23 protein-coding genes are annotated in these 24,529 nt (G+C 70.7%); 12 read left to right on the top strand and 11 right to left on the bottom strand.

All coding sequences use genetic code 11. The features are described 5' to 3' along the window. Positions 1 to 53: 53 nt before the first annotated feature. Entirely contained in the window at positions 54 to 551 is a 498-nt protein-coding gene (locus AB0D53_RS02295) for a DUF6542 domain-containing protein (protein ID WP_362438840.1), read from the bottom strand. A gap of 322 nt (positions 552 to 873) precedes the next feature. Between AB0D53_RS02295 and ychF the strand changes: the two genes are divergently transcribed. Continuing rightward, positions 874 to 1,962 carry a redox-regulated ATPase YchF gene (ychF, locus tag AB0D53_RS02290; protein WP_362438713.1) on the top strand — a complete coding sequence of 363 codons (1,089 nt, stop codon included), beginning with the start codon at positions 874 to 876 and terminating at the stop codon, positions 1,960 to 1,962. 195 nt (positions 1,963 to 2,157) lie between these two features. Here ychF and AB0D53_RS02285 read toward each other — a convergent pair whose 3' ends face one another. From AB0D53_RS02285 to AB0D53_RS02270, 4 genes are all read right to left on the bottom strand, one after another. After that, complete coding sequence (locus AB0D53_RS02285) at positions 2,158 to 2,745, bottom strand: HAD domain-containing protein (RefSeq protein ID WP_362438710.1); 588 nt, start codon at positions 2,743 to 2,745, stop codon at positions 2,158 to 2,160. Between the two features lie 15 nt (positions 2,746 to 2,760). Then, on the bottom strand, positions 2,761 to 3,453 hold the full coding sequence (locus tag AB0D53_RS02280; RefSeq protein ID WP_362438707.1) for a class I SAM-dependent methyltransferase: 693 nt from the start codon (positions 3,451 to 3,453) through the stop codon (positions 2,761 to 2,763). Continuing rightward, entirely contained in the window at positions 3,454 to 4,365 is a 912-nt protein-coding gene (locus tag AB0D53_RS02275; protein ID WP_362438704.1) for an aminoglycoside phosphotransferase family protein, read from the bottom strand. Between the two features lie 77 nt (positions 4,366 to 4,442). Further along, complete coding sequence (locus AB0D53_RS02270) at positions 4,443 to 5,192, bottom strand: hypothetical protein (RefSeq protein ID WP_362438701.1); 750 nt, start codon at positions 5,190 to 5,192, stop codon at positions 4,443 to 4,445. 194 nt (positions 5,193 to 5,386) lie between these two features. Here AB0D53_RS02270 and AB0D53_RS02265 point away from each other — a divergent pair, with 194 nt between their 5' ends. From AB0D53_RS02265 to AB0D53_RS02255, 3 genes are read left to right on the top strand one after another with little or no spacing between them, the layout of a single operon-like run. Further along, complete coding sequence (locus tag AB0D53_RS02265) at positions 5,387 to 6,742, top strand: tetratricopeptide repeat protein (protein WP_362438698.1); 1,356 nt, start codon at positions 5,387 to 5,389, stop codon at positions 6,740 to 6,742. A 1-nt stretch (position 6,743) separates the two neighbouring features. Beyond that, on the top strand, positions 6,744 to 7,280 hold the full coding sequence (locus AB0D53_RS02260; protein WP_362438695.1) for an NUDIX domain-containing protein: 537 nt from the start codon (positions 6,744 to 6,746) through the stop codon (positions 7,278 to 7,280). After that, the gene (locus tag AB0D53_RS02255) at positions 7,277 to 7,738 is read left to right on the top strand and encodes a hypothetical protein (RefSeq protein WP_362438692.1); all 462 of its coding nucleotides are present in this window, start codon (positions 7,277 to 7,279) and stop codon (positions 7,736 to 7,738) included. Before AB0D53_RS02260 ends, AB0D53_RS02255 begins: the two co-directional genes overlap by 4 nt. 16 nt (positions 7,739 to 7,754) lie before the next feature. Here the strand turns inward: AB0D53_RS02255 and AB0D53_RS02250 are convergent, their stop codons facing one another. Further along, positions 7,755 to 8,297, bottom strand: coding sequence for a hypothetical protein (locus AB0D53_RS02250; protein ID WP_362438689.1), 543 nt, complete (start codon positions 8,295 to 8,297; stop codon positions 7,755 to 7,757). 70 nt (positions 8,298 to 8,367) lie between these two features. Then, positions 8,368 to 8,904, bottom strand: a complete 537-nt coding sequence (locus AB0D53_RS02245) for a hypothetical protein (RefSeq protein ID WP_362438686.1) — start codon at positions 8,902 to 8,904, stop codon at positions 8,368 to 8,370. Between the two features lie 1,023 nt (positions 8,905 to 9,927). Between AB0D53_RS02245 and AB0D53_RS02240 the strand changes: the two genes are divergently transcribed. Next, positions 9,928 to 11,367, top strand: coding sequence for an ATP-binding protein (locus AB0D53_RS02240; protein WP_362438683.1), 1,440 nt, complete (start codon positions 9,928 to 9,930; stop codon positions 11,365 to 11,367). 70 nt (positions 11,368 to 11,437) lie between these two features. On the opposite strand, the gene AB0D53_RS02235 is transcribed toward AB0D53_RS02240, so the two are convergent. Beyond that, positions 11,438 to 12,211, bottom strand: a complete 774-nt coding sequence (locus tag AB0D53_RS02235) for an AfsR/SARP family transcriptional regulator (protein ID WP_362438680.1) — start codon at positions 12,209 to 12,211, stop codon at positions 11,438 to 11,440. A gap of 136 nt (positions 12,212 to 12,347) precedes the next feature. Here AB0D53_RS02235 and AB0D53_RS02230 point away from each other — a divergent pair, with 136 nt between their 5' ends. From AB0D53_RS02230 to AB0D53_RS02205, 6 genes are all read left to right on the top strand, one after another. Beyond that, positions 12,348 to 12,881: a redoxin domain-containing protein gene (locus AB0D53_RS02230; RefSeq protein ID WP_362438677.1), complete on the top strand. Its 534-nt coding sequence runs from the start codon at positions 12,348 to 12,350 to the stop codon at positions 12,879 to 12,881. A gap of 80 nt (positions 12,882 to 12,961) precedes the next feature. After that, the gene (locus tag AB0D53_RS02225) at positions 12,962 to 13,144 is read left to right on the top strand and encodes a hypothetical protein (protein ID WP_362438674.1); all 183 of its coding nucleotides are present in this window, start codon (positions 12,962 to 12,964) and stop codon (positions 13,142 to 13,144) included. A 73-nt stretch (positions 13,145 to 13,217) separates the two neighbouring features. Then, on the top strand, positions 13,218 to 13,769 hold the full coding sequence (locus AB0D53_RS02220) for a MauE/DoxX family redox-associated membrane protein (protein WP_362438671.1): 552 nt from the start codon (positions 13,218 to 13,220) through the stop codon (positions 13,767 to 13,769). Next, a complete protein-coding gene (locus tag AB0D53_RS02215) occupies positions 13,766 to 14,320 on the top strand; it encodes a redoxin domain-containing protein (protein WP_362438668.1) in 555 nt (184 codons plus the stop codon). Before AB0D53_RS02220 ends, AB0D53_RS02215 begins: the two co-directional genes overlap by 4 nt. After that, positions 14,317 to 16,149, top strand: a complete 1,833-nt coding sequence (locus AB0D53_RS02210; protein ID WP_362438665.1) for an ABC transporter ATP-binding protein — start codon at positions 14,317 to 14,319, stop codon at positions 16,147 to 16,149. The genes AB0D53_RS02215 and AB0D53_RS02210 overlap by 4 nt, the downstream gene beginning before the upstream one ends. Next, positions 16,146 to 16,649, top strand: a complete 504-nt coding sequence (locus tag AB0D53_RS02205) for a S26 family signal peptidase (protein WP_362438662.1) — start codon at positions 16,146 to 16,148, stop codon at positions 16,647 to 16,649. The genes AB0D53_RS02210 and AB0D53_RS02205 overlap by 4 nt, the downstream gene beginning before the upstream one ends. A 78-nt stretch (positions 16,650 to 16,727) precedes the next feature. Here AB0D53_RS02205 and AB0D53_RS02200 read toward each other — a convergent pair whose 3' ends face one another. Both AB0D53_RS02200 and AB0D53_RS02195 read right to left on the bottom strand, forming a co-directional pair. Beyond that, the gene (locus AB0D53_RS02200) at positions 16,728 to 20,117 is read right to left on the bottom strand and encodes a S8 family serine peptidase (RefSeq protein WP_362438658.1); all 3,390 of its coding nucleotides are present in this window, start codon (positions 20,115 to 20,117) and stop codon (positions 16,728 to 16,730) included. Positions 20,118 to 20,388: 271 nt separating this feature from the next. Further along, entirely contained in the window at positions 20,389 to 21,420 is a 1,032-nt protein-coding gene (locus AB0D53_RS02195) for a helix-turn-helix domain-containing protein (protein WP_362438654.1), read from the bottom strand. Positions 21,421 to 21,654: 234 nt separating this feature from the next. Here AB0D53_RS02195 and AB0D53_RS02190 point away from each other — a divergent pair, with 234 nt between their 5' ends. Continuing rightward, entirely contained in the window at positions 21,655 to 22,776 is a 1,122-nt protein-coding gene (locus AB0D53_RS02190; protein ID WP_362438651.1) for a PP2C family protein-serine/threonine phosphatase, read from the top strand. A gap of 51 nt (positions 22,777 to 22,827) precedes the next feature. Here the strand turns inward: AB0D53_RS02190 and AB0D53_RS02185 are convergent, their stop codons facing one another. Then, positions 22,828 to 24,399: an SDR family oxidoreductase gene (locus tag AB0D53_RS02185; protein WP_362438648.1), complete on the bottom strand. Its 1,572-nt coding sequence runs from the start codon at positions 24,397 to 24,399 to the stop codon at positions 22,828 to 22,830. Positions 24,400 to 24,529 lie beyond the last annotated feature (130 nt).

Here is a 24,529-nt window from a genome sequence, read left to right as displayed (position 1 = left end):
CGGGTGTCACGGGACAGCCCCGGGGATCACGGGACAGCACCGGGGACCGCTCTTCACCGCCGCGGGCGGCGCGGTCCCCGCGAGGAGGGGCGCGCCGACTGCCCGGCGAGCGGTGTGCGGCGCTGACGCTGACGCATCAGCCGTACCTTCCGTACGGTCGCGATGAGCCCGGCGATCAGCGTCCCGCCGTACAGCCACCCGGCGTGCACGGCGAGCGCGGTGACGACCGCCATGGTCCGGCCGCCGAAGCCGCCCGTACCACCGGCGATCGGTACGACCCCGACGGCGAACGCGATCGGCACGATGATCGGCGCGGTCACCAGGTCCGCGGGCCGCACCCACAGCGCGGTCAGCGCGCAGACCGGCAGGAACAGCACGCCGAAGACCACCGGCGAACCGTCCAGGGCCACCAGGTCGAGGCAGGCGATCACGAACATGGTCGCCGCGGCGAAGAGCCCGGCCCCGACGCCGGTCAGCCGGGGATTGGGCAGCCTGCGCAGCGCGAGCACGACGGGCGGCACCGGACGGGAGCGGCCTTCCGGCGCGCTCACCACCCGGTAGACGGCCGCGGTCTCCTCGATGGTGCCCTGCGGGGACAGCGGGGCCTGGCGTGACTGCCTGCGCTGCGGGGGACGTGTCCTGTGCTGCTCCACCGGGACAACGTAGGTCGCCGGGCGGCAGGAAACAGGTGCGGGACACGCCCTTTGGTCGACCTAGGGGATGAGTTCGATGCCACACGGCCGAACGGGAACCGGACCGGCGCCCGACCGGACCCGTGGGTACCCGGTTGCACCCGCCCGTAAACTGGAGAATCGGCCCACCCGGGCCCGCAGCGTTCCCGCCCACCGCCTCACTCCTCAGGAAGTCGCCAACGTGTCGCTCACGATCGGAATCGTCGGCCTGCCGAATGTCGGCAAGTCGACCCTGTTCAACGCCCTGACCAAGAACGACGTGCTGGCGGCCAACTACCCGTTCGCCACGATCGAGCCGAACGTCGGCGTCGTCGGCGTTCCGGACGCCCGCCTGAACAAGCTGGCCGAGATCTTCGGCTCCCAGCGGCTGCTCCCCGCGACGGTCGACTTCGTCGACATCGCCGGCATCGTCCGCGGCGCCTCGGAGGGCGAGGGCCTGGGCAACAAGTTCCTCGCGAACATCCGCGAGTCCGACGCGATCTGCCAGGTCATCCGTGCCTTCAAGGACGAGAACGTCGTCCACGTCGACGGCAAGGTCTCGCCCAAGGACGACATCGAGACGATCAACACCGAGCTGATCCTCGCCGACCTCCAGTCCGTCGAGAAGGCCGTCCCGCGCCTCACCAAGGAGTCCCGCCTCCAGAAGGAGAAGGTCGCGGTCCTCGCCGCGGTCGAGGAGGCCCAGAAGATCCTGGAGTCGGGCCAGACCCTCTTCGCCGCGGGCATCACCGCGGGCACCGAGAAGGGCAGGCTCCTCCACGAGCTGCACCTCCTGACCACCAAGCCCTTCCTCTACGTCTTCAACGTCGACGAGGACGAGCTGGTCGACGAGGACTTCAAGGACGAGCAGCGCGCCCTGGTCGCCCCCGCCGAGGCGATCTTCCTCAACGCCAAGATCGAGTCCGAACTGATCGAGCTCGACGACGACGAGGCCCTCGAACTCCTCCAGTCCATGGGCCAGGAGGAGCCGGGCCTCGCCACCCTCGGCCGCGTCGGCTTCGACACCCTGGGCCTGCAGACCTACCTCACCGCAGGCCCCAAGGAAGCCCGCGCCTGGACGATCAAGAAGGGCGCCACGGCCCCCGAGGCGGCCGGTGTGATCCACACCGACTTCCAGAAGGGCTTCATCAAGGCGGAGATCGTCTCCTTCGAGGACCTGGTCGAAACCGGCTCGGTCGCCGAGGCCCGCGCCAAGGGCAAGGCCCGCATGGAGGGCAAGGACTATGTGATGCAGGACGGGGACGTGGTGGAGTTCCGCTTCAACGTGTGACCGGAGGAAATAACACCACGTTGGCGGTCTGGTAGACGTGCAGGCCAGAAGGGGTCCGATTCCTTGGAGTCGGACCCCTGGTTTTTCCCGTACTGGGATGGTGCTGGGAGCCTGCGCCCCTTCACCTCCCATCACTCCAGCTCCCCCTTCCGTGCTGGGTTTTCGGTAGGACTCATATGCTGGGCGGCTGCCGCTTCATAGACGGCTTTGACCAGCCTGGCCTTTATGCTCCGCTGCCGGAGATCTCATTGCCGTCCCCTGTGTCGAGGCCCATTCCTGGACTGTCAGGACGTGGGCCGCCGTAAGGCCGACGTACGGATCCGGTTGGACAAGTAGCGTCGGGTGGCCGCGAGTGGTCCGTTCGGCGGCCCAGGTGTGGTCGAGCTCGGAGAAGTCGTCGTCGACCCAGGCGACCGCCGATTCCTCCAGCCACGGTTCGACGTGGTCGCGCTTCCACAGGCAGCCGTTGGGGTGGCTGGTGGTGATTCGGGGGCGGGGAAGATCGAGGTACTGGAACTCCGGCAGTCCGAGGAGCGGCCCGACGATGGTGCTGGCGTCCTTGCGCCAGCTCGTGCACCACGCGGGGGCGACGAGACCGCTGGCCAGAAAGCTGGTGAGCAGCGGGCCATGGGCGGGGTCGAGCCAGATGGGCACTGGGTCGTCGGGGCCGCGGCCCGCGGGCCGGACGGTGTGGCGGACGTGGGTGGGCGGGGTGCTGCCGTCAGCCGCCGGGAACGGTATGAGGACGCCGTCAATGTCCAGTAGGAGGTAGGGCAGGGGCATCGTTGCCTCCATTGGTCAGCGTTTGCGGGCGATGATCAGCAGGGTGGTGGGCCACGGGTCGCGGCGCGGGTGCTGCAGCTCCAACACCGAGGTGATGCGCAGGCCGGTCCGGGAGAGGTGGGCTCCCCAGCGGCGGGCGTCGAACTCCCATCGGGCGAGGGGCAGTCGGGTGCGGTCGGGCATGGTGACGTAGTCCTCGCGCGGACGGTCGTCCGCGGATGGATGTCTTCCGGCCCGTGCCGGGTGGGGGACGGAGAAGGCCAGGACACCGCCAGGCTTCAGGCGTCGGGAAACGGCGGTAAGGAGGAGCTCGGGGGCGACGAGGCCGACGGCGCCGAAGACGGAGTAGATCGCGTCGAAGGTCTGGTCGGTGGCCTGCAGGTGGTGCAGTGCGTGGCCGGCGGCGAACGTGGCGCCGTCGATGTGGCCGTAGTGAGAGCGGGCCCGGCGTACCTGGAGGCCGACCAGGTCCACGCCGGTGACGCGGGCCTGGTGGTGCTTCGCGAGGTGGGCCACGTTGTGGCCGGGTCCGCAGCCCAGCTCCAGGACACGTTTGCCGCACAGGTCCCGTCCCAGGACCTCGGCACCGGGTCCGATGCCCGCGTGGGTGCTCCATTCCATCCGGGCAGGCGCGGTGATGGCGTGCGCGGGGGCAGAGGCTGTGCGCTGGGCTGCGTGGGCGTACCAGGGGGAGACCTGGGCGAGCACCTAGACCTCCAGGAGTTGGACCACGTCGTTCAGGTGGCGGCGGACGACGGGGATGTACGCGGGGTCCTTGGCCGGGTCGTCGATCCAGCGGATGGCCTGCTCCATGAACCACTCCACGGCCCACATGCGGTGCCAGCCCAGTGCCCACGCCTCGGCGGCCAGGCCGCCCCGGGCGGCGAGGGCGTCCTCATGACCGCCTGCGGTGACGTACTGCTCCAGGAGCACCCGCATTCGGAATAGGCTCGGCACGTCGGTGGTGCCATGGTAGGAGGCGAGGTCGATCAGGCCGGGGCCGGTGAAGGCGCGGGCGAAGTCGAGGAGGTGCCAGCCGTGTTCCCCGATGTGGATGCTCGTGGGGTGGAACTCGGAGTGGACCCAGCCGAACGGGTCGAGTGTCGCCCCTTGGACGCGAGTCTCGGCCGCGGCAGAGATCTTCCCCAGCGTGGTCTCGATGTCGTCGCAGTCTGTCCATCGGTCGGCTTTCCACAGCTGCTGGAGGTGATCGAGGGCTCGGCCGGGCAGGGCTGCGAGGCCCGCCCCGTCGAGGAGGGGTAGACCGCCCGCAGGGCGGGCGGCATGGAGCATGACGGCGGCGGCGACACCGTCGAGGTCGTCGGCGTCCCGTACAGGGGTGCCGAGGTCGTCCATGAGCATCCCGAGCCACTTGTCCTGCATCGCGGTGGCGTGGAGCGCGGGGACCGGGAGCCCGCGCTGGTATGCCACCCGCAGGGCCTGGGCCTCGCGGTCGAAGGGCTCCTTGGCGTACTTGAAAACGGCCGTGGTGCCGTCGGGGAAGGTGACGCGTTCGACGCCGGACATGCCCCAGACACGAATCTCGGCACGGTCGGGGAAGGGCTTGCCGACGAGGGTGCACAGGTCGTCCAGCAGGGTGGCGGACAGGCTCTGGTCCATGGAGGGCTCCAGGGGCTGGTGGGCTCCGGGGCGGGAGTGCGCGAGCTGGCCCGCCCCGGAGCCGTACGGGGACGGGGTTACTCGGCTGCGGTCACGCGGTGGGCGAAGACCTGCTCGATCCAGCCAGCCTTGAACTCGGCCAGGTCGTCTCGGAAGTTGGCCATCGAGGCACCGTAGGGTGCGACGACGCCGCCGGACTGGTCCGGCACGGACTGGCAGCCGTGCACGAGCCGGGCGCCGAGCGCGGCGTGGGCCTTGATGGACTCGATCCGCCGGTGCTCGTTGAACCAGCCGCCGTGGTAGACCTCGTCCAGCATTCCGCCCATCGCCTCGTCCAAGTCGAAGACGACGGAGGTGGCGGCGGGGAAGAACCAGCACGGGCCGACGTTGGAGACGTGCCCGTCCAGCTCGACCTTGTTGAGCGCCATCAGCGTGGCCGCCTCACGGAGGATCCGCAGGTGGTCGGCGGTGATCTGCGGGAGGCTGAGGCCGGCCAGGTGCTCCTCGCGGAAGAGGTACGAGTACACCCCGTACGCCGTCGCCAGCACACGGGCCGCGTCGGAGGTGGACTCGCCGTGGTTCTTGATGAAGTCGAGCGAGAGCTGCTCGACCGCGCTCTCGGTCGTCTCGTCCACGTCCAGGAGCTGGGCCTTGACCAGCTCCCAGTCGGCGACGAGCCAGGTGTTGGACTCGAAGCGGAAGAAGTACTCGGCCGGGGCGATCGTGATGCGCCGGCCGTCGACCTGGATGCCGGGCAGGCGGCTCCAGCGCGGGTCGAACGCCTCGGGCAGCTCGACCGTGATGGCCGTGGTGTCGATGGTGGTCACCGTGTCTCCGTCTCTGATCGTCCGGGCCGGGGCACAGGAATGCCCGAGCCCGTTAGGGCGTACGGAATTTGGGGGCCGCCCGGCCCGGAGGCGGGGCGGCTGTCGATAAGTGAACCGCCCGCTACGCAGAGTGGGTACGGTGTGACCGAGGTCAAGCGGTATACACGGTTTACAGATCCGGAGCGGAGGCGATCGTGCCGACACCGACCAGCGCCAACTCCCGCCTGCGCGAGACGATCAGCGCCGCCGGGTGCACGTACGACGTGCTCGCCAAGGACGTAGGCCGCATCGCCGCCGAGAATGGCGAACTGCTCCAGACCAACAAGTCGGCCATCTCCCACTGGGTGGGTGGTGCCCGCGCGCCGTCCGGCCGAACAGGGCAGTACCTTGCGGAAGCCCTCTCCCGACGGCTGGGCCGCGTCGTCACCCGAACCGAGCTCGGCCTCCACTCACCCGACGCGGAGTCTCTACCGGACACCGATCCCGTCACTGCGGTCACCGACCTCGGCCGTGCAGACGTCGAGCGCCGCCGCTTCCTTGCCATCGCCGCCTTCACCACGGCCGGCGTGGCCATGCCGCTCCTGCACGACCACGAAGCCACCTCGCGGATGCTGCGCGCCCGCACCGCCCGCTCCCTCGTCGGCGGCGACGACATCGACGTCGTACGGCAGATCACGGCAGCCTTCAGCACCGCCGACGAACGGCTCGGTGGCGGGCACGGCCTGACCACGGTCACCGCGTACCTTGCCGACACGGCAGCCCCCATGCTGCGCGGCCGCTTCCCTGCAGAAGCCTTACGCCAGGCCGCCTTCGGCGTCGTCGCAGAACTCGCCTACCTTGCAGGGTGGAAGCACCACGACCTTGGACACGAAGGCGCTGCCCAGCGCTATTACCAGGTTGGCTACCAACTCGCCTGCGAAGCCGACCCTCACGGCCATGCCGCCTGGATGATGCGCGCCCTCGCCCACCAGTCCCTCAGCCTCAAGCAACCCCGCCACTGCGTGGACCTCGTCGAAGGCGCGCTCAACCGGGGCCTCGGCCACGTAGACGGCCAGACGGAAGCGCTCCTCCACATCACACACGCCCGTGCCTACGCAGCGGTCGGCGAGAACCCATTGGCCGCCCGCGCTCTCCTCGCCGCCGAAGATGCACTCCTGCGGGAGGACGTTCCCCAGCCCAGCTTCTCCCGCGTCAGCGGCCCCGCTGCTGGCACCGTGGCCAGCCACACCGCACGCACGCTGACCGACCTCGGCGACCACATCGGTACGGAACAGCAGCACCGCGACGCGCTCACCCGCTGGGACCCGGAGAAGTACAAGCGCGTCCACGCCCTCACCCACGCCGACCTCGGTGACAGCCTCGCCGCCCAGGTCCGTGCCGACGAAGCGGTCGCGGCCTGGACCCAGGCCCTCGCCCTCATGGAGGGCATGACCTCCGACCGCACCCGCGAGGCGATCACCTCGATCCGCTCCACGCTCGCGATCTACCAGCGCCGCCGCGTTCCCGGCGCCGCCGATCTCGCCCGCCGCGCCCGCGAGGCCCTCGCCTGACATGCCCAACAACCCGCTCGACGAAGGGAACACCGTGACCCAGCAGACCGACGACCAGCCGAAGGCCCTCAAGCCGGCGCTCGAATCGATGACCCTGCTGGTCGCCGCCGTGATCGTCCACGACAAGGCCACCAACCGCGTCGTCCTCCTCCAGCGCAGCGAGAACGCCAAGTTCGCCCAGGGCCTGTGGGACCTCCCTGTCGGCAAGAGCGAGCCGGGCGAGCCCATCACGGAGACCGCGGTCCGCGAGCTCTACGAGGAGACCGGCCTCACGGTGAAGCCCGAGTCCCTCAAGGTCGCCCACATCATCCACGGCGCCTGGGGCGTCGAAGCCCCCAACGGCTTCCTCACGGTCGTCTTCGCCGCCCACGAATGGACCGGCGAACCCGAAAACCGCGAACCCCGCAAGCACTCCCAGGTCCGCTGGATCGACGCCAACGCCATCCCCGAGGCGTTTGTGGATACCACTGCCAGCGCCCTCCACCACTACCTGAATGACGGCTTGGAGGTCTCGCTGGACGGCTGGTCGGCAGCGTGAGCATCACGCTGCTTCACCTCATACCCAAGGATCCGCACTTTTCGCCTGCGTCGGCCGCGAGCGAGGCTGCGCAGGCCCAGCTACAGCAACTGGTTCCTGAAGCGCTGGGCGGTTATGACGTCTGGGACATCCCCGGCGCAGCCTTCATCGACCCCGGGGAGAACTGGTGCGGTGTTCGGTGCCCCGTGTGCGGCTCCGACATCGAAGACTGGTGGGGCAACGCGATGGACACGGCAGCCCTTCCGGACGGCTATTTCGACTCGCTTGCCGTTACGGTGCCCTGTTGCTCTGCCCAGACGGACTTGAACGCCCTCGACTACGTCTGGGCTGCGGGTTTTGCCAGGTACAGCCTCGTAACCACAGATCCAGAATGCGAGCTGCCGCTACCGCAAGCCAGCGTCCACGCGCTGGAGGACCTCCTGGGCACGGACCTGCGGCAGGTCATCGCCCGGTACTGACGTAGCGCTGGCTTCGTTATGCAGGGCCACTCGGAAACAGAAGCTTGTAAGGCAGGTAATCGTCGTCCGGTACGCGCGGCACGTAGTCCGGGGCCGTGCGTGCAGCCACCGCCAGCAGGCGAGCGGCAGCCTCCTCCTCGGAGATGGAGGCAAGCCCGAGGGCGTGCAGAAGGCGGTCGCGCTCGGCGTCGAAGTCCGGGTGGTCGGCCCGAAGGTCCGAGCCGAGCTCGCTGATCGCGAAGCCCTTCGCCAGATCGCGCCAGAAGGGCAGCACCACGATGAGTGTGATGGCCTCGACGAGGTCGGCGCCGATCAGTGTGGCCTGGCCCTCCGAGTCGGCGTACAGGACGGGCCTCTCCTCGGCCCCGGCTTCCCCGCACAGGAAGTACGTGCCGCCGGCGCCGCAGCTGGCTATCGGGTGTAGGGGGATACCGGTGGGAAGGGCAAGGTCCTCAATGGGGTCCCGGCGTTCGACGTCGAAATCGCCAGGCCAGGCGAGCGCGGCAGCAAGGGAAGGCTCCTGCTCGATCCGGCGGAGTAGATCGTCTGATGCGGTCATGGGACGGAACGTAAGGGCCTTCGCTGGCACTGCACAAGAATGGAGGTCGCGGCGACCTGCACCTGAGCGCTCAGGCTGCTGCTTCGCCCGGGTACTCGTCCTCCGGGGAATCATCCGCACCCGGGGCCTCGCCTTCCGGGGAATCGTCCGCATCGGACTTTGGAGAGACCCAGGTGGTGCCGGGAGGCAGATCTTCCCCTGTCTCCTCCTTGTACTGCGCCTTCTTCTCCTCGCTGGCGTTCCAGCCGTGGTGGAGATTCCGCAGGTGGTTCTTGACGGAGTCGCGAGGACTGCTCGTCCTTTCGGAGGCGAAGGGCTGCTCTTGGCCAGCGACACCCTCGACTTCCGCGGCACCCTCAGCATCCTCAACGTCCTCGGCGTTTGCGGAACCCTCGGCATAGCTGGGGAACTCGTCTGCGTCTTCCTCCATGCTGCGCGGCGCGAGGACCACAACAGTGACCATGCCCGCAGCCACGCCCGCGACTTTGACGAAGCGGATCGTCCTCGGGTGCTTCTCGGCCCAGCCCTTGCCCTTCTCGACCCAGTCCTTGGCCTTCTCGCAGAGGGAAGTGGGCTCGCCGTCATCGGGGGGCATGGAGTCAGTCACGGGCACAGATCTACCGGACCCATCCCTCGCCTGTCAGGCAATCGCCTGACATCGCCCGATGCGTTACGGCGGCGCTCGCCAGACTGAAGTACGTCTTCGCGTCTTCACGAAGGGGCGGCCGCCACAGCCGCTTGCCGTCATCGCTCTGCCCGCCCTCCAGGCGGCCTCTGTGCTGGTGGTGCCGGGCACGACGACCCTCATCGAGCTCGGCCGCTTCAGACGCGGTTTACAGCTCCAGGGATTTTGCTGCCTCGGATCCCCCGGCAAGTCCGCAGCCAGTCCGCAGGACACCCGTAAATGGTCGTCGGGAGCCAACGCATGCCAACCAGGAAATACCAGGTCAGGGGCATGCAGGAGGCTCCGCCGCAGGTCAGGTTCGGGCCGCAGACATTCCGCTTCAACGTGTAGTTGATCTAGTGAAAGGTCGTCTGACCTGCGGTGGAGTGGGTTGGGCGGCCTTTGGGGTCGGCGCAGAGTCCGCAGCGCGCTGGATGAGTCCGGCACGCGGGAACCGGCGGGACGGGCGGGAAGGAGTAGCCGGGCTACCCTCTGGGGGCTGCAGGGCGAGCCGGGACTCCAGCCGGTCGACCCGAACGGCGGCTGGTGCGCGGCTCGGCGCATCGGCTGAATTGGAGCCGATCGACCCCCTCCCAAGCCTCTCTACGATGCTCAAATGGGAGGGGCCTCTTTCTTTCCGGGATGCTAGTGAGGTCGAGCCTGTCCGTGGGGGAGTAGGTCGCGCTCCTGAACCGCCGTGGCCTCGTCATCGACGACGAGGCCGTCTGTGCGGCGTTCTTTGGCCCGAACAACTACTACCGATTCTCCGGCGACGCTCGCTACTTCCAGCGAGCGTCACGCTGTGCCCTCCGGCAACACCAGTGACCATGAGGTCCGAGAGCGCAGTCGGCATCGCTGACCGAGGCAGATGCTCTCGCCACGTTTCGTGGTTTCCTCACGAGGGAGTGAAGTAAGATTCAATCTACGTAAGAATCTATCTACGTTAATTGTCCTCAGGGGTGCGTCGTGGAGTTTCAAGGTCGGGCCGGAGATCTTGAGCTGCTGGCTGAGCAGTACCGGACAGTGGCAGAGGCGGTTGGAGCCACTCGGGGGCGGGCTGTGATCATGACGGGCCGGCGCCGAGTAGGGAAGTCGCGACTGGTCCAGGAGTTCTGCGACCGCTCGGGAGCGCCGTACGTGGTGTTTCAGGCCACCCGTGGGCGCAACCCTGTGACGGAGCGCGCCGACTTTGCCGCGACGCTCGCGCAGTCGCTACTGCCTGGGGCGGAGCTGGTCGCCGGCCTCCAGGCGCAGGACTGGAACCAGGCCCTGCGCTCTCTGGCGCTCGCGGTACCCGATGACTCGCCCAGCATCGCGGTGATCGACGAGGTGCCGTGGCTGGTCGAGCAGGATCAGGAATTCGAGGGCGCACTCCAGACTGTCTGGGACCGTCACTTGTCCTCCAAGCCCGTGCTTCTGCTGCTGGTTGGCAGCGATACATCGGTGATGGAGGCACTGCAGTCGTACGGACGCCCGTTCTTCGGTCGGGCAGCGAAAATGACCGTCCACCCCCTGAACCTGGCCGACGTACAGGCCATGACCGAACTCGACGCCGCTGGGGCCGTCGACGCCCAGTTGATCACTGGGGGATTCCCCGAGATCGTGCAGTCGTGGCGGCCGGGAATGGGGCGTACAGCCTTCTTGCAGGCGTCGGTCGCCAATCCTCTCTCGCCCCTGCTGGTGGCCGGCGAGCTGTCCCTGCTGGGCGAATTCCCCGAGGCTTCGCACTCACGGGCCGTGCTGGAAGCGGTTGGCAGCGGTGAGCGCACGTTCAGTGCAATCGCAGCCCGGGCCGGCGGCGCCAGCGCTCTGCCGTCCGGCACGCTCTCCCCGCTGCTGGCCACGCTGCAGGCCAAGCGAGTACTGGCTGCTGATCTCCCCCTGTCGGCCAAGCCGGACAGCAAGAACAAGCGCTACCGCATCGCCGACCCGTATCTGCGGTTCTGGCTGGCGTTCCTGGCACGCGCGATCCCGCTCATCGAGCGAGGCCGCGGTGACTTGGCACTGGAACGCATCGAGCGGTCATGGACCAGTTGGCGCGGGCGGGCGGTCGAGCCACTGATCCGCGAGTCCTTGCTGCGTCTGATGCCCAACGATGAGTGGCCCGAGACCGAGGCCATCGGCGGTTGGTGGAACCGTCAGAACAACCCCGAGATCGACCTCATCGGTGCAGACCGCGAGCCGGTGGCCCGGCAGGTGTCCTTCGTCGGGTCGGTCAAGTGGCTGGAGACCCAGCCCTTCGGCCGTCATGAGTACGACGCCTTGGTGCGCGACATGCTCGCCGTCCCCGGCACCGCCCCGGATACTCCACTGGTCGCGGTCTCCCGCTGTGGGGTGACCGATGATCTGCCGCTCACCACGCACTGGGGGCCGGAGGACCTCGTACGGGCGTGGCAGCCCCGATAGCCGCGAAGTCCGGGATCTCTCGCGTCGTGGATGATCCGGCGGGGGCGTCTGCCGCCGATGCGGTGGTGCGTCACATCGCGGCGCCCAGGGCGCCGCCCCGGAAGATGCGGAGGTCCACCGGGCCGTCCCGCAGGATCGCCTGGCGCAGGTCCTGGAGTTCGCGGCTCAGGTCCAGGCCCAGCCGGGCGGTCATCTGTGCTCGTGCCGAGGACAGCACGCGCAGTGCGTCCGCGCGGCGGCCGCATTCGTAGAGTGTGGCCGCGCGGAAGGCCAGAAGCATTTCGTGTTCCGGGTACTCCTCGGTGAGGCGCGCGAGCTCCGCGGCCAGGGACCAGTAGTTGCGCAGTTTGAACTCCGCCGCGACACGCAGCAGTTGCGCCGAGATCAGCAGTTCGTCGAAAGCGGCGCCGATGCCTCGGCGGGTCCGCTCGGACGCGACGTCCTCCAGGAGCGCGCCACGCCATTCGGCCAGGGCGGACGAGGCGAGCCGTGAGACCTCCTGCGGCTCGTTGCTCTGCTGGGCCCGGTTGACCAGCTGGGTGAAACGGTGCAGGTCCACCAGTTGGGGATCGCCGGTCAGGGTGTACGTCGAGCCGCTCCGCGACAGTCGTACCGACCCGTCGCACCCGCCCCGGCGAAGGCTTGCCCGCAGCCGGCAGACGTCCACATAGAGGTCGGTCCGGGACCGCGGGCGCTCGTCCTCGTCCGACAGCAGGTCGATCAGCCGGTCCATCGGGAGCGGCCGGCCCATCTCCAGCAGCAGTAAGCCCAGCAGCAGACGCTCGCGGCGTCGACCGATGGCCCTGGGGCATCCGTCGACGGTCCATTCAACTTTGCCCAGCACTCGAAAATGCGACCCCGTGGCAAGCATGGCGGCAATCATGCTCAGCCCGTCATGGTCCTGGCAAGGTCTTGGCATCCTCCCGACAGGCCCCACGTATCACACTGCTCACCCGTGCAACCGAGCCAGGGGGTCGAACTTGCCTTACGTCATTGCCGGTCTGGTGCTCGTCGGAGCCGTCGCCCTGCTCAACCTCGTCCTGCTCATGGTCGTCCTGCGCCGCTGGCAGGAGCTCGAAGCCGTGCGCAGGCGCCGCGACTTCGCGGCCGAGGGGCCGCAACCCGGGGACGGGCTACCGGACTTCACCGCCACCGCGCTCAGCGGCCGGACCGTGACCCAGGACGGCTTCCGTTCCGGGGAGCTGTTGCTGGGCGTCTTCTCCCACGACTGCCCGTCCTGCACCGACAGCCTCCCCGACTTCGCCGAACGGGCCGACCGGGTCCGGGCCGCGGGCGGGCGGGTCCTGGCCCTGGTGATCGGGGCCGAGGCCGGCGCGAGCAGCCTGACCGCCCAACTCGCCGGGGCGGCGGACGAGGTGGTGCCGGGGCCCGAGGCCTCACCGCTCTTCCGCGCTCTGCGCGTCCCCGCCTTCCCCACGGTCCTCAGTTACCAGGACGGCGTCGTCGCCGCTCCCTCCGCCGCCGGCCGCGAACCGGTACCGGCGGCCTCCTGAACCCCGGTGCGGCGGTGGTCCGCGGACCACCGCCGCACCGCGGAGCACGCACATCCCGTCCACACAGGAAGAGGAGAACCATGCGCACACTCAAGGCCGGTGCGGGCCGTCTGATCGAGCGGATCCTGCCCAAGGCCGAGGCCGAGGCCGGCTGCCCGCCGGACTGCTACACCGAGTGGAGCACCAGCGCCCAGCGTTGTCGCCGCTGCTGCTACTCGGGCGCCTCGTGCACGGTCAACTGCGGTAGCTGGGACTACTGCTGAACCACCACGGGGCGGGCCGCGCACGGCCCGCCCCGTGTCCGCCGGCCCAGGACCCATTCCCCCGGAGTCATCCTTGTCCGACCTGCTGCTCGTCTGCCGCCTGACCCTGATCTGCGTGCTCGCCGTGGCCGGCCTCGCCAAGCTGCGCGACCGCCGCCGATTCGCCACGGCACTGGACGACCTCCCCTACCTGCCGGCCGCCGCCCGGCCGGCACTCGCCGTCCTGGTGCCCGCGGCCGAGCTCCTCGCCGCCGTGCTCCTCGCCCTGCCCCGGACGCTCACCGCGGGCCTGGCCGTCGCCGCCGCCCTGTGCGCGGGATTCAGCGCCGTCGCCGTCACCACCATGCGGCGCGGCAGCTCCGCCGGCTGCCCCTGCTTCGGCAGCAGGACCACGGTGCCCATGGGCCCCTGGCATGTCGCCCGCAACGCCGCACTCACCGTGCTCGCCCTCCTCGGCGGCACCATCGCCCTCACCCACGGCACCGCAGGCCCGCCCAGTGCCCCCGCACTGGTGCTCGCGGCGGCGGTCGCCGTCCATCTCACCGTGTTCGCCGTCTTCACCGACGACCTCGCCGCCTTCTTCGCCACCCGCCCGGCCGACACCGAAAGGACGATCACGCAGTGAGCTACGCCATCACCGGCCTCGCCCTTCTCGCCGCGGCCACCCTCGTCAACGCCCTCCTCACCGTCGCCGTCACCAGACGCTGGCGGGCCGAGATGGCCGCCCCCGCCCCGGCCGCCGCACCCCAGGGCCCTCCTGTTCTCGCCGTACGCGAAGGCGACCGCGCCCCTGCCTTCACCCTGCACACTGACCGGGGCGAAGTCGGCGGATCCACCTTGGCCGGCCACCCCGTCCTCATCTGCTTCCTCCGCCCCGACTGCGGCCCCACCCGGGAGAGCCTCCCCGGGATCCGGCGGTGGGCCGAGGAGAACACCCCGTCGGGCGCACGTCTCGTCGCCGTCGTCAACGGACAGCCCACCGACGCCGGCCCCCTGCTCGAAGCGGTCGGACCGCTCACCGAACTCACCACGACCGAACCGCCGAACGGCCCCGTCGCCAGCGCCTTCGGCGTACGCCACCACCCGAGCTTCGTCCTCCTCGACGCCGAGGGGACCGTCACCGGGGCAGGCATCGGCCAGGGGTCCCTGCCCGCGATCGACCTCCTCACCGCATGAGCGGGCGGCCCGCCTCCCGCCCGGCCGAGTTCCTGCGGGGCCTCACCGCCGTACTCGCCCTCACGCTGCGGGCCTGCCCCGGGGCCCTCGCCGTCCGGGTCGCCGCCGTCGTCATCGCGGGTACGGCCCCCGTGGCCGCCTCCTGGCTGCTCAAGTACGTGGTCGACAGCCTCACCGCGGACGGGTTCCGCGCCTCGGACCTCAACCGGGCCGCGGCCGGCATCGGCCTGCTCACCGTGTTGCTCGCCGGCGCCTCGGCCATCTCCTCCTACGCCGACGGCCGCATCCGCCGCGCCACCTCCACCCGGGCCCAGAGCGACCTGCTCACCGCCGTCAACCGGCTCAGCGGGCTGTCCAGACTCGAACAGCCCGCCTTCCACGACCGCGTCCAACTCGCCATCCAGAGCGCCCAGGGCGCCGAACGGCTCGTCGGTGCGGTGCTCCAGGGCGCCCAGGGGATCCTCACCCTGGTCGGCTTCCTCGGCAGCGTCCTGCTCATCAGCCCCACCCTGGCCGCGATCCTCGTCGCCGCGGCCGTGCCGGCCCTCCTCGCCCACCTGGCCAACAGCCGGCACCGCGCGGACATGTTCTGGCGCACCAGCAGCCTCGCCCGCCGCCAGATCTTCTACCGAGGGCTCCTCACCGACACCCAGGCGGCGAAGGAGATCCGCCTCTACGGCCTCGGCGACTACTTCGCGCAGCGCCTGCGTACCGATCTCGACAGCATCAACCAGCAGGAGGAACGCCTCGACCGCCGCCTCGCCGGCTACGAGACGGCCCTCGCCGCCCTCGGAGCGCTCGTCTCCACCGGCGCACTCGTCTGGGGCGTGCACCAGGCCGCCGCCCACGTGCTGACCGCCGGTGACGTGTCCCTGCTCGTCGCCGCCCTCGCCGGCCTGCAGACGGCCCTCGTCGGCCTGGTCGGATGCATCGCCCAGAGCCACCAGACGGCCCTGCTGTTCGGCCACTACCTGCATGTCACCCAGGTCCGCGACGACCTCCCCGCCCCGGCCGCCCCGATCGCCGCACCCCCGCTGAGCCACGGCATCGAACTCCGCGACGTCTGGTTCCGCTACACCGACGACGGACCGTGGATCCTGCGCGGGGTCAGCCTGACCATTCCGCACGGCACCAGCCTGGCCGTCGTCGGACTCAACGGGGCCGGCAAGAGCACTCTCGTCAAACTGCTGTGCCGCCTCTACGACCCGCAGCGGGGCAGCATCCACTGGGACGGCACCGACCTCAGGGACTTCCCCGCGGACCAGTTGCGCGGGCGCATCAGTGTGGTCTTCCAGGACCCGATGGAGTACGACCTCACCGCCGCGGAGAACATCGGCCTCGGCGACCTCGGCTCCCTCGACGACCACGGACGCATCCACGCCGCCGCCGCCGACGCGGACATCCACACCGCCCTCGCCCGTCTCCCGCAGGGGTACGACACCATGCTCAGCCGGATGTTCTTCCCCGACGACACCGAGGAGACCAACTCGGGCGTCCAGTTGTCGGGCGGCCAGTGGCAGCGACTCGCGCTCGCCCGGGCCCTGATGCGTTCCGAACGGGACCTCATGATCCTCGACGAGCCCGGCACGGGCCTCGACGCGGTCGCCGAACGCCACGTCCACGACCGGCTCACCGCACTGCGCGAGGGCGCGACGAGCATTCTCGTCTCCCACCGCCTCAACACCGTGCGCGCCGCCGACACCATCGTCGTCATCGCCGACGGAACCGTGCACGAGGCAGGCACCCACGAGCAGCTCATGTCCGCCCGCGGCGCGTACGCCGAGCTCTTCACCACGCAGGCCGAGGGCTACGAGGAGACCGTCCGGTGAGCGTCGCGGCCCCGGTCCTCCTCGCCCTCGCGGTACTCCTCGTCCTCGCCGCGGCCCTGTCGCTGGCGCGCCGGCGGCTGCTGGCCGTGACCGTGCGCGGGTACAGCATGTCGCCGGCCCTCATGCCCGGCGACCGGCTCCTCGTGCTCCGCGGCACCCGCCGTGTCGCCACGGGCCGGGTGGCCGTCGTCGTCGCACCCCACCCCGAGCACGGCTGGCACGGCCCCGAGGACACCACCCCCGACTCGTGGTACGTCAAACGCGTCGTCGCCGTCGCCGGGGAGCCCGTACCGCACTGGGCCGTCCGGTGCCCCGGTACGCACGTGCCACCGGGCATGCTCGTCCTGCTGGGCGAGAGGCCGGGCTCGCGGGACTCCAAGCAGTGCGGCTACTGCCCCGAGGACAAGGTCATCGGGGCGGTTCTGCTCCGTCTGCGGGCCGCCGCGGCTCCCGGTGCGTCTTCTCCGGCCGGGCCCCCTGCGTTCCGCGTCGACGAGTGACCGTGCGGGACGACTCCCGGCACCGCGCATTCCGGCCGGGCGGCCCCGTGGGTGGGACCGCCCGGCCGGACCGTGTGACTACCGGACGTCGTAGGCGCGGGTGATCGTCTGGCTGACCGCGTTGCCGTTGGCGTCGGTGACGGTCGTCCTCAGGGCGACCTGCTTGCCGGAGGCCCCGGTGTGGTCGAGGACGGCCGTCCAGCGGCCGTTCCGCTGCTCGGTCGGTGCCTGGGTCCAGGTGGTGCCGCCGTCGTAGGAGTACGACAGCGTGGCCGCCCTGACCGCGCCCGGGGTGTATCCGGCGTGGCCCTCGACCGACAGGCCGATCTCCGTGTCCTTCCGGGCGGGCACGGTGTTCAGGCCGTCCACGGGCACGTCGTACGCCGGGAAGAGGAGCGGCAGGCCGCGCGAGTAGACGTCCGGCTCCCGGTGGGAGCGGAAGCTCCACGTGGTGGTGACGGCGGTGGAGCGCAGCCAGTTCCGGTCGGAGGAGGGGATCTTCTCCAGGTTCTGGGTGAGTTCGTAGGCGGAGTCCTCGTCCGGCACCTCGAACACGTCGTACGGGTAGGCGCTCCGGGCGATCTCTTCGCCGTTGCGCTTCAGCAGGAGGTTGCCGAGGTCGCCGAACGATCCGCCGAGGGACCAGTGGTCACCGGACCCGTCGAGCCAGAGAGCGGTCTGAATCCCGATCAGGTCGCCCTGCCGCTCGGCGGCCAGCACCGGCTTGCCGTCGGCGTCACGCGGGGCGGCCGGCCGCAGCGGGCCGCGGTACCACTCCTCGGCCCGTCGCTGCCCGGTCCGGTAGGTGCGCTCCTGGTCGCTCATGAAAGCGGCGAACGGGAAGCTGGTCATCGCGCCGTGGTACCAGACGTCGTCGCCGGTCGTGTAGTAGGCGGTGCGGGTCGCGGGTACGTGCACCGCGCCGTACGCGCTCACGGGGATGTAGTCGCTGCCGCTCCCGGGGTGGCGGACGAACACGGCGTCGAGGTAGTCCGCCTCCTTGCCCATGGCGTTCCAGGTCTCGGTGACCTGCGCCAGCCGGGAGTCCCCGGGCCGGTAGACCTGGTCGGAGCGGAGGGGGCCCGGGGTCGGGAACGTCAGGTTGTAGACGTACGGCGAGCCGTCCTCGGAGCCGGTCGCGCGCCAGGTGGGCCGGAACTCGAAGGTGCCGTTCGTGGCGCGTCCGTCGATGTCCGCGTAGAAGTTGTGGACGGTGTCCGCCGCCGTGACCGAGCCGGAGACCAGCCAGGTGTCGTCCCAGGTGCGGGCGTAGCTGATCGTGGTCGTGTTCACCGTCGCGGGCCGGTCGGTCTTCAGGCTCAGCCGGTGGGCCTGCCGGGCGTCGAGGACGACCGTGGTGTCCCGGGTGATCCGCAGCTGTGGCCGCGCGAGGTAACTGACCGATTCGGCCGCGCCGTTCGCCCCGTACGTCGCCACGAAGCCGCTGAGGGAGTAGCTGCCCGGGCGGATGCGGTACGTCTGGTCGGGCGCCCCGGCGTTGCTGCGGCGCTCTCCCCTGTCGGTGTCCAGGCCGATGAGGTCCAAGGAGGAACTGCCGGTCGCGGGGCTGCCGTTGCGGTCCACGGCCTTGACCCGGAGGGTGACCGTCTCCGGCTGGACGTACAGCGTGACCGGCACGGAGACGTGCACGTCTTTGCCGGTGGCCAGGATCCGGCCGGTGACCGCACCGTACTGGGAGTCCCGGAGACGGGCGGTGGGGTCGATCCGCACCGGCACCTGAGCGGTGGCTCCGGCGGGGACCGTCACCTTGCGCTGCGCAGGCTTGACGACGTCGGAGTGGACATCGCTGCCGTCGTTGCCGTGCACGCCGCTGACCTTGAGGTCCAGGGTCAGCTCGCGGCCGCTGGTGTTGGTGAAGGGCACCTTCACGGTGGTGCGGTCCGACGCGTCCTGCGGCCAGTTGTAGCTGCCGCCCTGGACGGCGGGCGCGGCGAGCACCTTCTGGTTCACCGCGGCGAACACGTCGAGGACGCCGGCACCGGTCCGGTCGGCGCCGTCCACCTTGCCGCCGGTGCGGGCCGAGGAGACGAGCGCGGCCTTGATCTGCTGGGCGGTCCAGTCCGGGTGGGCCTGGCGGACGACGGCTGCGGCTCCCGCGACGTGCGGGGTCGCCATCGAGGTGCCGGACATCGACCGGTACGCGTAGACACCGCGGCCGCCCGCGCTCGCCGCCGAGATGTCGACGCCGGGCGCGGCGATCTCGGGCTTGAGGGTGTGTGTGACGGCCACGGGGCCGCGGCTGGAGAACTGCGCGGTGCTGTCGTCACGGTCCACGGCACCGACGGTCAGCACACCGGGCACGCACCCGGGCGAGGAGACGGTCTCGGTGCCCGGGCCGGCGTTGCCCGCGGCGACGACGAACAGGGTGTGCGTGTTCTGCGCGAGTCGCTCCGTGGCCTGGGCCACCGGGTCGGTGCAGTCCTTGACCGACGGGTTGCCCAGGCTCATGGAGACGACGTCGGCCTTCTGGTCGACGGCCCACTGCATCCCGGCGATGACCCAGGAGTCCAGCCCGGACCCGCTGTCGTTGAGAACCTTTCCGATGAGCAGCGAGGCGCCGGGGGCCACGCCCTTCTTGCGGCCGTCACTCGCGGCTCCGGACCCGCCGACCGTGGAGGCGGTGTGGGTGCCGTGCCCGACACGGTCGTCGGTGGTCCTGGAGTCCGTGAAGTTCTTGGAGGCGGCGACCCGGTCCACGAGATCCGGGTGCTCGGCGTCCACGCCCGTGTCCAGCACGGCGACCTTGGTGTTCCGGCCGTCGTAGCCGGCCGCCCAGGCCTCCGGCGCGTGGACCTGCTTGGTGGACCGGTCCAGCGTGGCCTCGACCCTGCCGTCCAGCCACAGCTTCTCGGGCGTGGAGGCGGAGCGTGAGCGCGGGGCGGTGACGTCCTGCCAGAAGGTGGCGGCGGTCTTCTTGTCCGCCGTGAGGGCGACGCCGCCCACGGCGGGGAGCAGCAGGCTCCGTTCGGCGCCGCGAGGTGCCTCCGGTGCGCTCCTGGCGACGTTCACGCCGTTCCCGTAGGTGGCGATCAGCGGAAGCGTGTCGGTGTGCGCGTCGTCGTATCCCTGCCGGATGAGCCCGGTGACGTTGAACAACCGCTCGTCGACCCTGCCCTCGGCCACGGCCCGGGAGGCGCCCTCGGGGTAGACGTAGAGGTCCTTGCCCGACTGGTAGGTCTCGACCGTCGGCCGGGTGCCGTCCTCACGGGGCAGTACCGCCGCGGAGCTGCGGCCCGACCTGTCCGTGGTCACGAGGACCTTGTCGCCGGTGACGAGCGTGACCGTCGTCTGCCTGCCGTGGCTCCGCGCGGCCTCGCTGCCGACGACGGGGGCCTTCCCCGAGGCTCCGTCGGGCGGGGCGTCCGCCGCCCCGGAAGGTGTTACCGCGGTGAAGGCCAGGGCGGCGGCGGACGCCGCGCCCATGGCTATACGCGCTATGGGGCGCATGAATCTCCCTACTCGACGCAGTGAAATGCCGGGGTGCGGCTGAAGCCTGGCAGACAGTCAGGTGACGTAGGGATGGCTGAGCGTGACGGGTTCCCCGCATGTCGGCTTTCCGACATGTGGCCGTAACCATGGTGTGGGCGGCGCTCCACGCACGGGACGGGTGCCGTCCGGACCGCCACCCCGGACGGGCTCGCCGAGGGGGTGGCGCGTGCGACGGCGTTCCTTGGCCGACGGCCGGCCCGCGGTTCTCGCTATCGGGGGAACGAGCAGGTCACAGCCAGCCCGCGCGTGCGGCGTGCCAGCCGAGCTGAAGGCGGGAATCGGCCCCGGCGAGGTCCATCAGGCGGCGTGTCCGTCGCTCCACGGTGCGGATGGAGACGCCGAGCTGTGAGGCCGCACGCCGGTCGGAGATCCCGGCCAGCAGCAGCGCGAGGACCTCGAGTTCCCCCACGGTCGGCTCCTGCTCCGCCCTCTCCTGCACCCGCACCCCCGTGGGCGTGGGGTACAGCGGCCGGGCCTGGGCCCATTCCTTCTCGAAGAGCTGGACCAGGGCCGTGAGCAGGCCGCTGCGGTGCACCACGATGGCGCTCGGCTCGCCGCGGGAGTCGGCCACGTCCAGGGGCACCATGGCACGCTCCCGGTCCGACACGACCATCTTCAGCGGCAGCGCCTCGACCAGGCGCAGTTCCAGCCCCGCCGTGATCGCCGCACGCATGTCCTGCGCCACCTCGTGGCCGTCGAGATAGTCCTTCGTGGCCACGACCCGGAAGTCCACGCCGCGGTCCAGTGCGGCACTCTCCGAGGTGTCGGTGTCCTCGCGCGGCACCGCGATGGGCGCGCCGACGAGGAAGACGAGCAACTCCCGCTGCGCGCCGCGCTGCAGCTGGTGGAACCGGTGGGCGACCTGCTCCACACCGACGACCACCTCCACGATGCTGCCCGCCGGGTGCGCGGCGGTACTGCGGTACTGCTCGGTCAGCATCGAGAACGCGGTCTCGGCCCGGTGCAGCGCGTTGCGCTGCTCGACGAGGAGCGGGGCCAGGGCCACGGACGGCGGCGTGAGCCGGTAGCGGGTGGTGGGCCCGCCGCGGGCCCCGCAGCCGGCCGGGGCGGATGCCGCACCGCCCGTCCCGGCGTCGACCGCCACCAGACCACGTGCCGTCAGCTCGTCGAGGATGTGGGCGGTATCGCCCTCTTCGAGCCCGGCCTGCCGGGCGAGATCCTGCGCGGAGGCTGTCGGCCGGGCCAGCAGCGCGGTGTAGACGGCCTCTTCGGCCGGGCTCAGCCCCAATGCCTGCAGCATTCAGCTCTCCCTCGGGCGACCGCCGTTTCCGTCCCCCGGCGCAGCCCGACGGACCGGGCGGACTCTGCTGGGCCGACCCTATCCCGCGGTCGGACCAGGGCCACCGGCCGCTGTCCGTCGTGCACCCGGCCCGCTCCGCACGGGGTGCTGGGACGGCGTCCGGCGGGGCGTGGCCGACCCGCGGCCGAGCTTGCCTACGGTACGAGGGAATGCACCATTTGCCCCGGAGGTCCCGTGCCCCGTAGACATCGGAAGAAGTTCGCCCGACCCGTCGAGGCGATCGAACCGCCGAGCACAGTCGAAGTAGTGATCGCCGTAGCGACGGTGACGATCATGGTGGGGGTCCTGGGAGCCCTGGCCGAGTCCCCGGTATGGCTCCTCGGGCTCCTCGTGTTCCTGCCGGGGGCGGCGTCGGCGCTGTGCACCGTGCGCCAGACGGAGTTCGTGTTCGCCTGGACCGCGTTCGTGGTCATCGGCACCATTCTGCTCCGCCACGGTGACGGGAGGCCGTGGCTCGACAGGATCCTCATGATCCTGCTCACCCTCGTCCTGGGCGCGGTCTCCGTCTACGCGTGCCACCGTCGTATCGGCCGCGAACAGGAGACGCTACGGCTGCGCTCCACCGCTGCCGCGATGCAGCGCCACATCCTGCGCCCCCTGCCCATGCTCACCGACGACGTCCTGGTCGACGGCGTGTACGAGCCCGTGCAGGAGGACCGGCTGGTCGGCGGGGACATCTACGACGTCGTCGCCTCTCCCTGGGGAACGCGGGTGCTGATCGGCGACGTCCAGGGCAAGGGTCTGCCCGCGGTCGGCGCCGCATTCGCCGTCATCGGCGCCTTCCGCGCGACAGCACACAGGGAACCCACCCTGACCGCGCTCGCCGATGCCCTGGACGCCGCAGTCGTACTGCACAATTCGTACGCCGTGCAGACCGGCGACGACGAACGGTTCGTCACGGCGCTCATCCTCAACGTCGACGCGCACGAAGAGGTGCAGGCCATCAACTGCGGGCATGTCCTGCCGCATGTGCTGCAGGACGCCACCGTCACCGTGCCGGTCCTCACCTCCGGCGTCCCCCTCGGACTCGCCGAGCTGTCCGCCGAGCCCGCGACCGTCGACTGGTTCGGCTTCCCGTCCGGCGCGACCCTGCTCCTGACGACGGACGGACTCACCGAGACCCGCGCCGCCGACGGTGCGTTCTATCCCGTCACCGAGAGCCTCGCCCGGCGTGGGTCGCTCCCGCCCACCGATCTGCCGCGTGCTCTGTACGACGACGCGCGCGCGTTCGCCGAGGAGGGGGGCCAGCACGACGATGTGGCGATCCTGTCCGTGCGACGGTCGCCGTACCGCTGAGTGCGGCACCGCCGCGCCGCGCGGCCGGCCGTCGCCCGTGCCGGGCCGCCGCTACTCGCCGGCCCTCCGCCCGGGGCGGGGCCCCCGGGTACGGCCGGCGTGCGACGAAGGGCGGTGCGCGCTCATTCCCTTGGCGGCGGCCTGGGTGATGTTGCGGGCCATGCCGCCGAAGACCACGGTGTGGAAGGGGGAGACGGACCACCAGTAGGCGTGGCCCAGCAGGCCGTGCGGGTGGAACAGCGCCCGTTGCCGGTATCGGGTGCGGCCGTCGGGACCGGTCTCGGCGTACATCTCCAGCCACGCGAGGCCCGGCAGCCGCATCTCCGCGCGCAGCCGCAGCAGCCGTCCGGGTTCGATCTCCTCGACCCGCCAGAAGTCCAGCGAGTCCCCGACGCGCAGGTGCTCGGCGTCGCGCCGCCCGCGGCGGAGCCCCACACCGCCGACGAACCGGTCCAGCCACCCCCTGACCGCCCAGGCGAGCGGGAAGGAGTACCAGCCGTTGTCGCCGCCGATCCCCTCGATCACCCGCCACAGGGCCGTCCGGGACGCGTCGACCGAGAGCTGCCGTTCGTCCTGGTAGAGGCTGCCTCCGGCCCAGTCCGGGTCCGTGGGCAGCGGATCGCTGGGCGCTCCCGGCAGAGCCGCGGACGACCAGCGGGTGGCGACCTGTGCCTCACGCACCCTCCGCAGTGCCAGGGCCAGCGCCTCGTCGAACGGCAGCGGCAGGCCCGGAGGGTCGGGTACGTAACGGGCGATGTCGTGCTCCTGGCAGACGACCTCGTGACGCAGCGACTCCGTCAGCGGCCGGGCCAGGGCGGCGGGCACCGGGGTGACGAGGCCGACCCAGTGGCTGGACAGCCGCGGCGTGAGCACCGGAACCGGAACGATGAGCCGCCGGGGCAGTCCGGCGACGGCGGCGTAACGGCACATCATCTCCCGGTACGTGAGCACATCGGGCCCGCCGATGTCGAACGCCCGGTCGACCTCCTCCGGCATGGTGGCCGAGCCGACGAGATAGCGCAGGACATCGCGTACCCCGATGGGCTGGGTACGGGTGTGCACCCAGCTGGGGGTGACCATGACCGGCAGCCGCTCGGTCAGATACCGCAGCATCTCGAAGGACGCCGATCCCGAGCCGATGACGACCGCCGCCCGCAGCACGGCGGCGGGCACCGGTGCGTCGAGGAAGATCCGGCCGACCTCGGCCCGGGAGCGCAGATGCGGCGAGAGCGACTCGACCGGTACGCCCGGTGGGGTGAGCCCGCCCAGATAGACGATCCGCCGTACGCCGGCGGAGTGCGCCTGCTCGGCGAAGACACGGGCCGCACGGCGGTCGGTGTCCTCGAACGCGGAGCCGGTACCGAGGGCGTGCACCAGGTAGTACGCCACGTCGATCCCCTGCATGGCCGCGGCGACCGAGTCCGCGTCCGTCACGTCGCCCGGCACCGTCTCGGCGTCCCCCGCCCAGGGATGGTCACGGAGCTTGCGGGGGGTGCGGGCCAGGCACCGCACCCGGTGGCCCGCTCGCAGCAGTTCCGGGACCAGACGCCCGCCGATGTAACCGGACGCCCCGGTGACCAGGCAGTGCAACCCTTCCGCGTCCCCGTCCCGCTGTCCGTCCATGCCCACGACCGTGCCTCCATGCACTCGCCCCGACCGTCCCCATATCGACCGATCATGGCCGAAATCCACATGCTGGAGGCCCACTTCCCGGCGTGTCGCCGTGCTCGCCTGTCTGCACTAACCCGGCGCG

The sequence above is a fragment of the Streptomyces sp. NPDC048295 genome (assembly GCF_040652135.1).
Lineage (GTDB): Bacteria > Actinomycetota > Actinomycetes > Streptomycetales > Streptomycetaceae > Streptomyces.
Note: the sequence above shows the minus strand (reverse complement) of the source record. Positions and strands in the feature narration are given on the sequence as shown.

Coding starts and splice junctions, on each gene's coding strand:
- AB0D53_RS02285 (WP_362438710.1), bottom strand. CDS start 2,745: ATGCCCCTGCCCTACCTCCTACTGGACATTGACGGCGTCCTCATACCG.
- AB0D53_RS02275 (WP_362438704.1), bottom strand. CDS start 4,365: ATGGACCAGAGCCTGTCCGCCACCCTGCTGGACGACCTGTGCACCCTC.
- AB0D53_RS02260 (WP_362438695.1), top strand. CDS start 6,744: ATGCCCAACAACCCGCTCGACGAAGGGAACACCGTGACCCAGCAGACC.
- AB0D53_RS02250 (WP_362438689.1), bottom strand. CDS start 8,297: ATGACCGCATCAGACGATCTACTCCGCCGGATCGAGCAGGAGCCTTCC.
- AB0D53_RS02225 (WP_362438674.1), top strand. CDS start 12,962: ATGCGCACACTCAAGGCCGGTGCGGGCCGTCTGATCGAGCGGATCCTG.
- AB0D53_RS02210 (WP_362438665.1), top strand. CDS start 14,317: ATGAGCGGGCGGCCCGCCTCCCGCCCGGCCGAGTTCCTGCGGGGCCTC.
- AB0D53_RS02200 (WP_362438658.1), bottom strand. CDS start 20,117: ATGCGCCCCATAGCGCGTATAGCCATGGGCGCGGCGTCCGCCGCCGCC.
- AB0D53_RS02195 (WP_362438654.1), bottom strand. CDS start 21,420: ATGCTGCAGGCATTGGGGCTGAGCCCGGCCGAAGAGGCCGTCTACACC.
- AB0D53_RS02185 (WP_362438648.1), bottom strand. CDS start 24,399: ATGGACGGACAGCGGGACGGGGACGCGGAAGGGTTGCACTGCCTGGTC.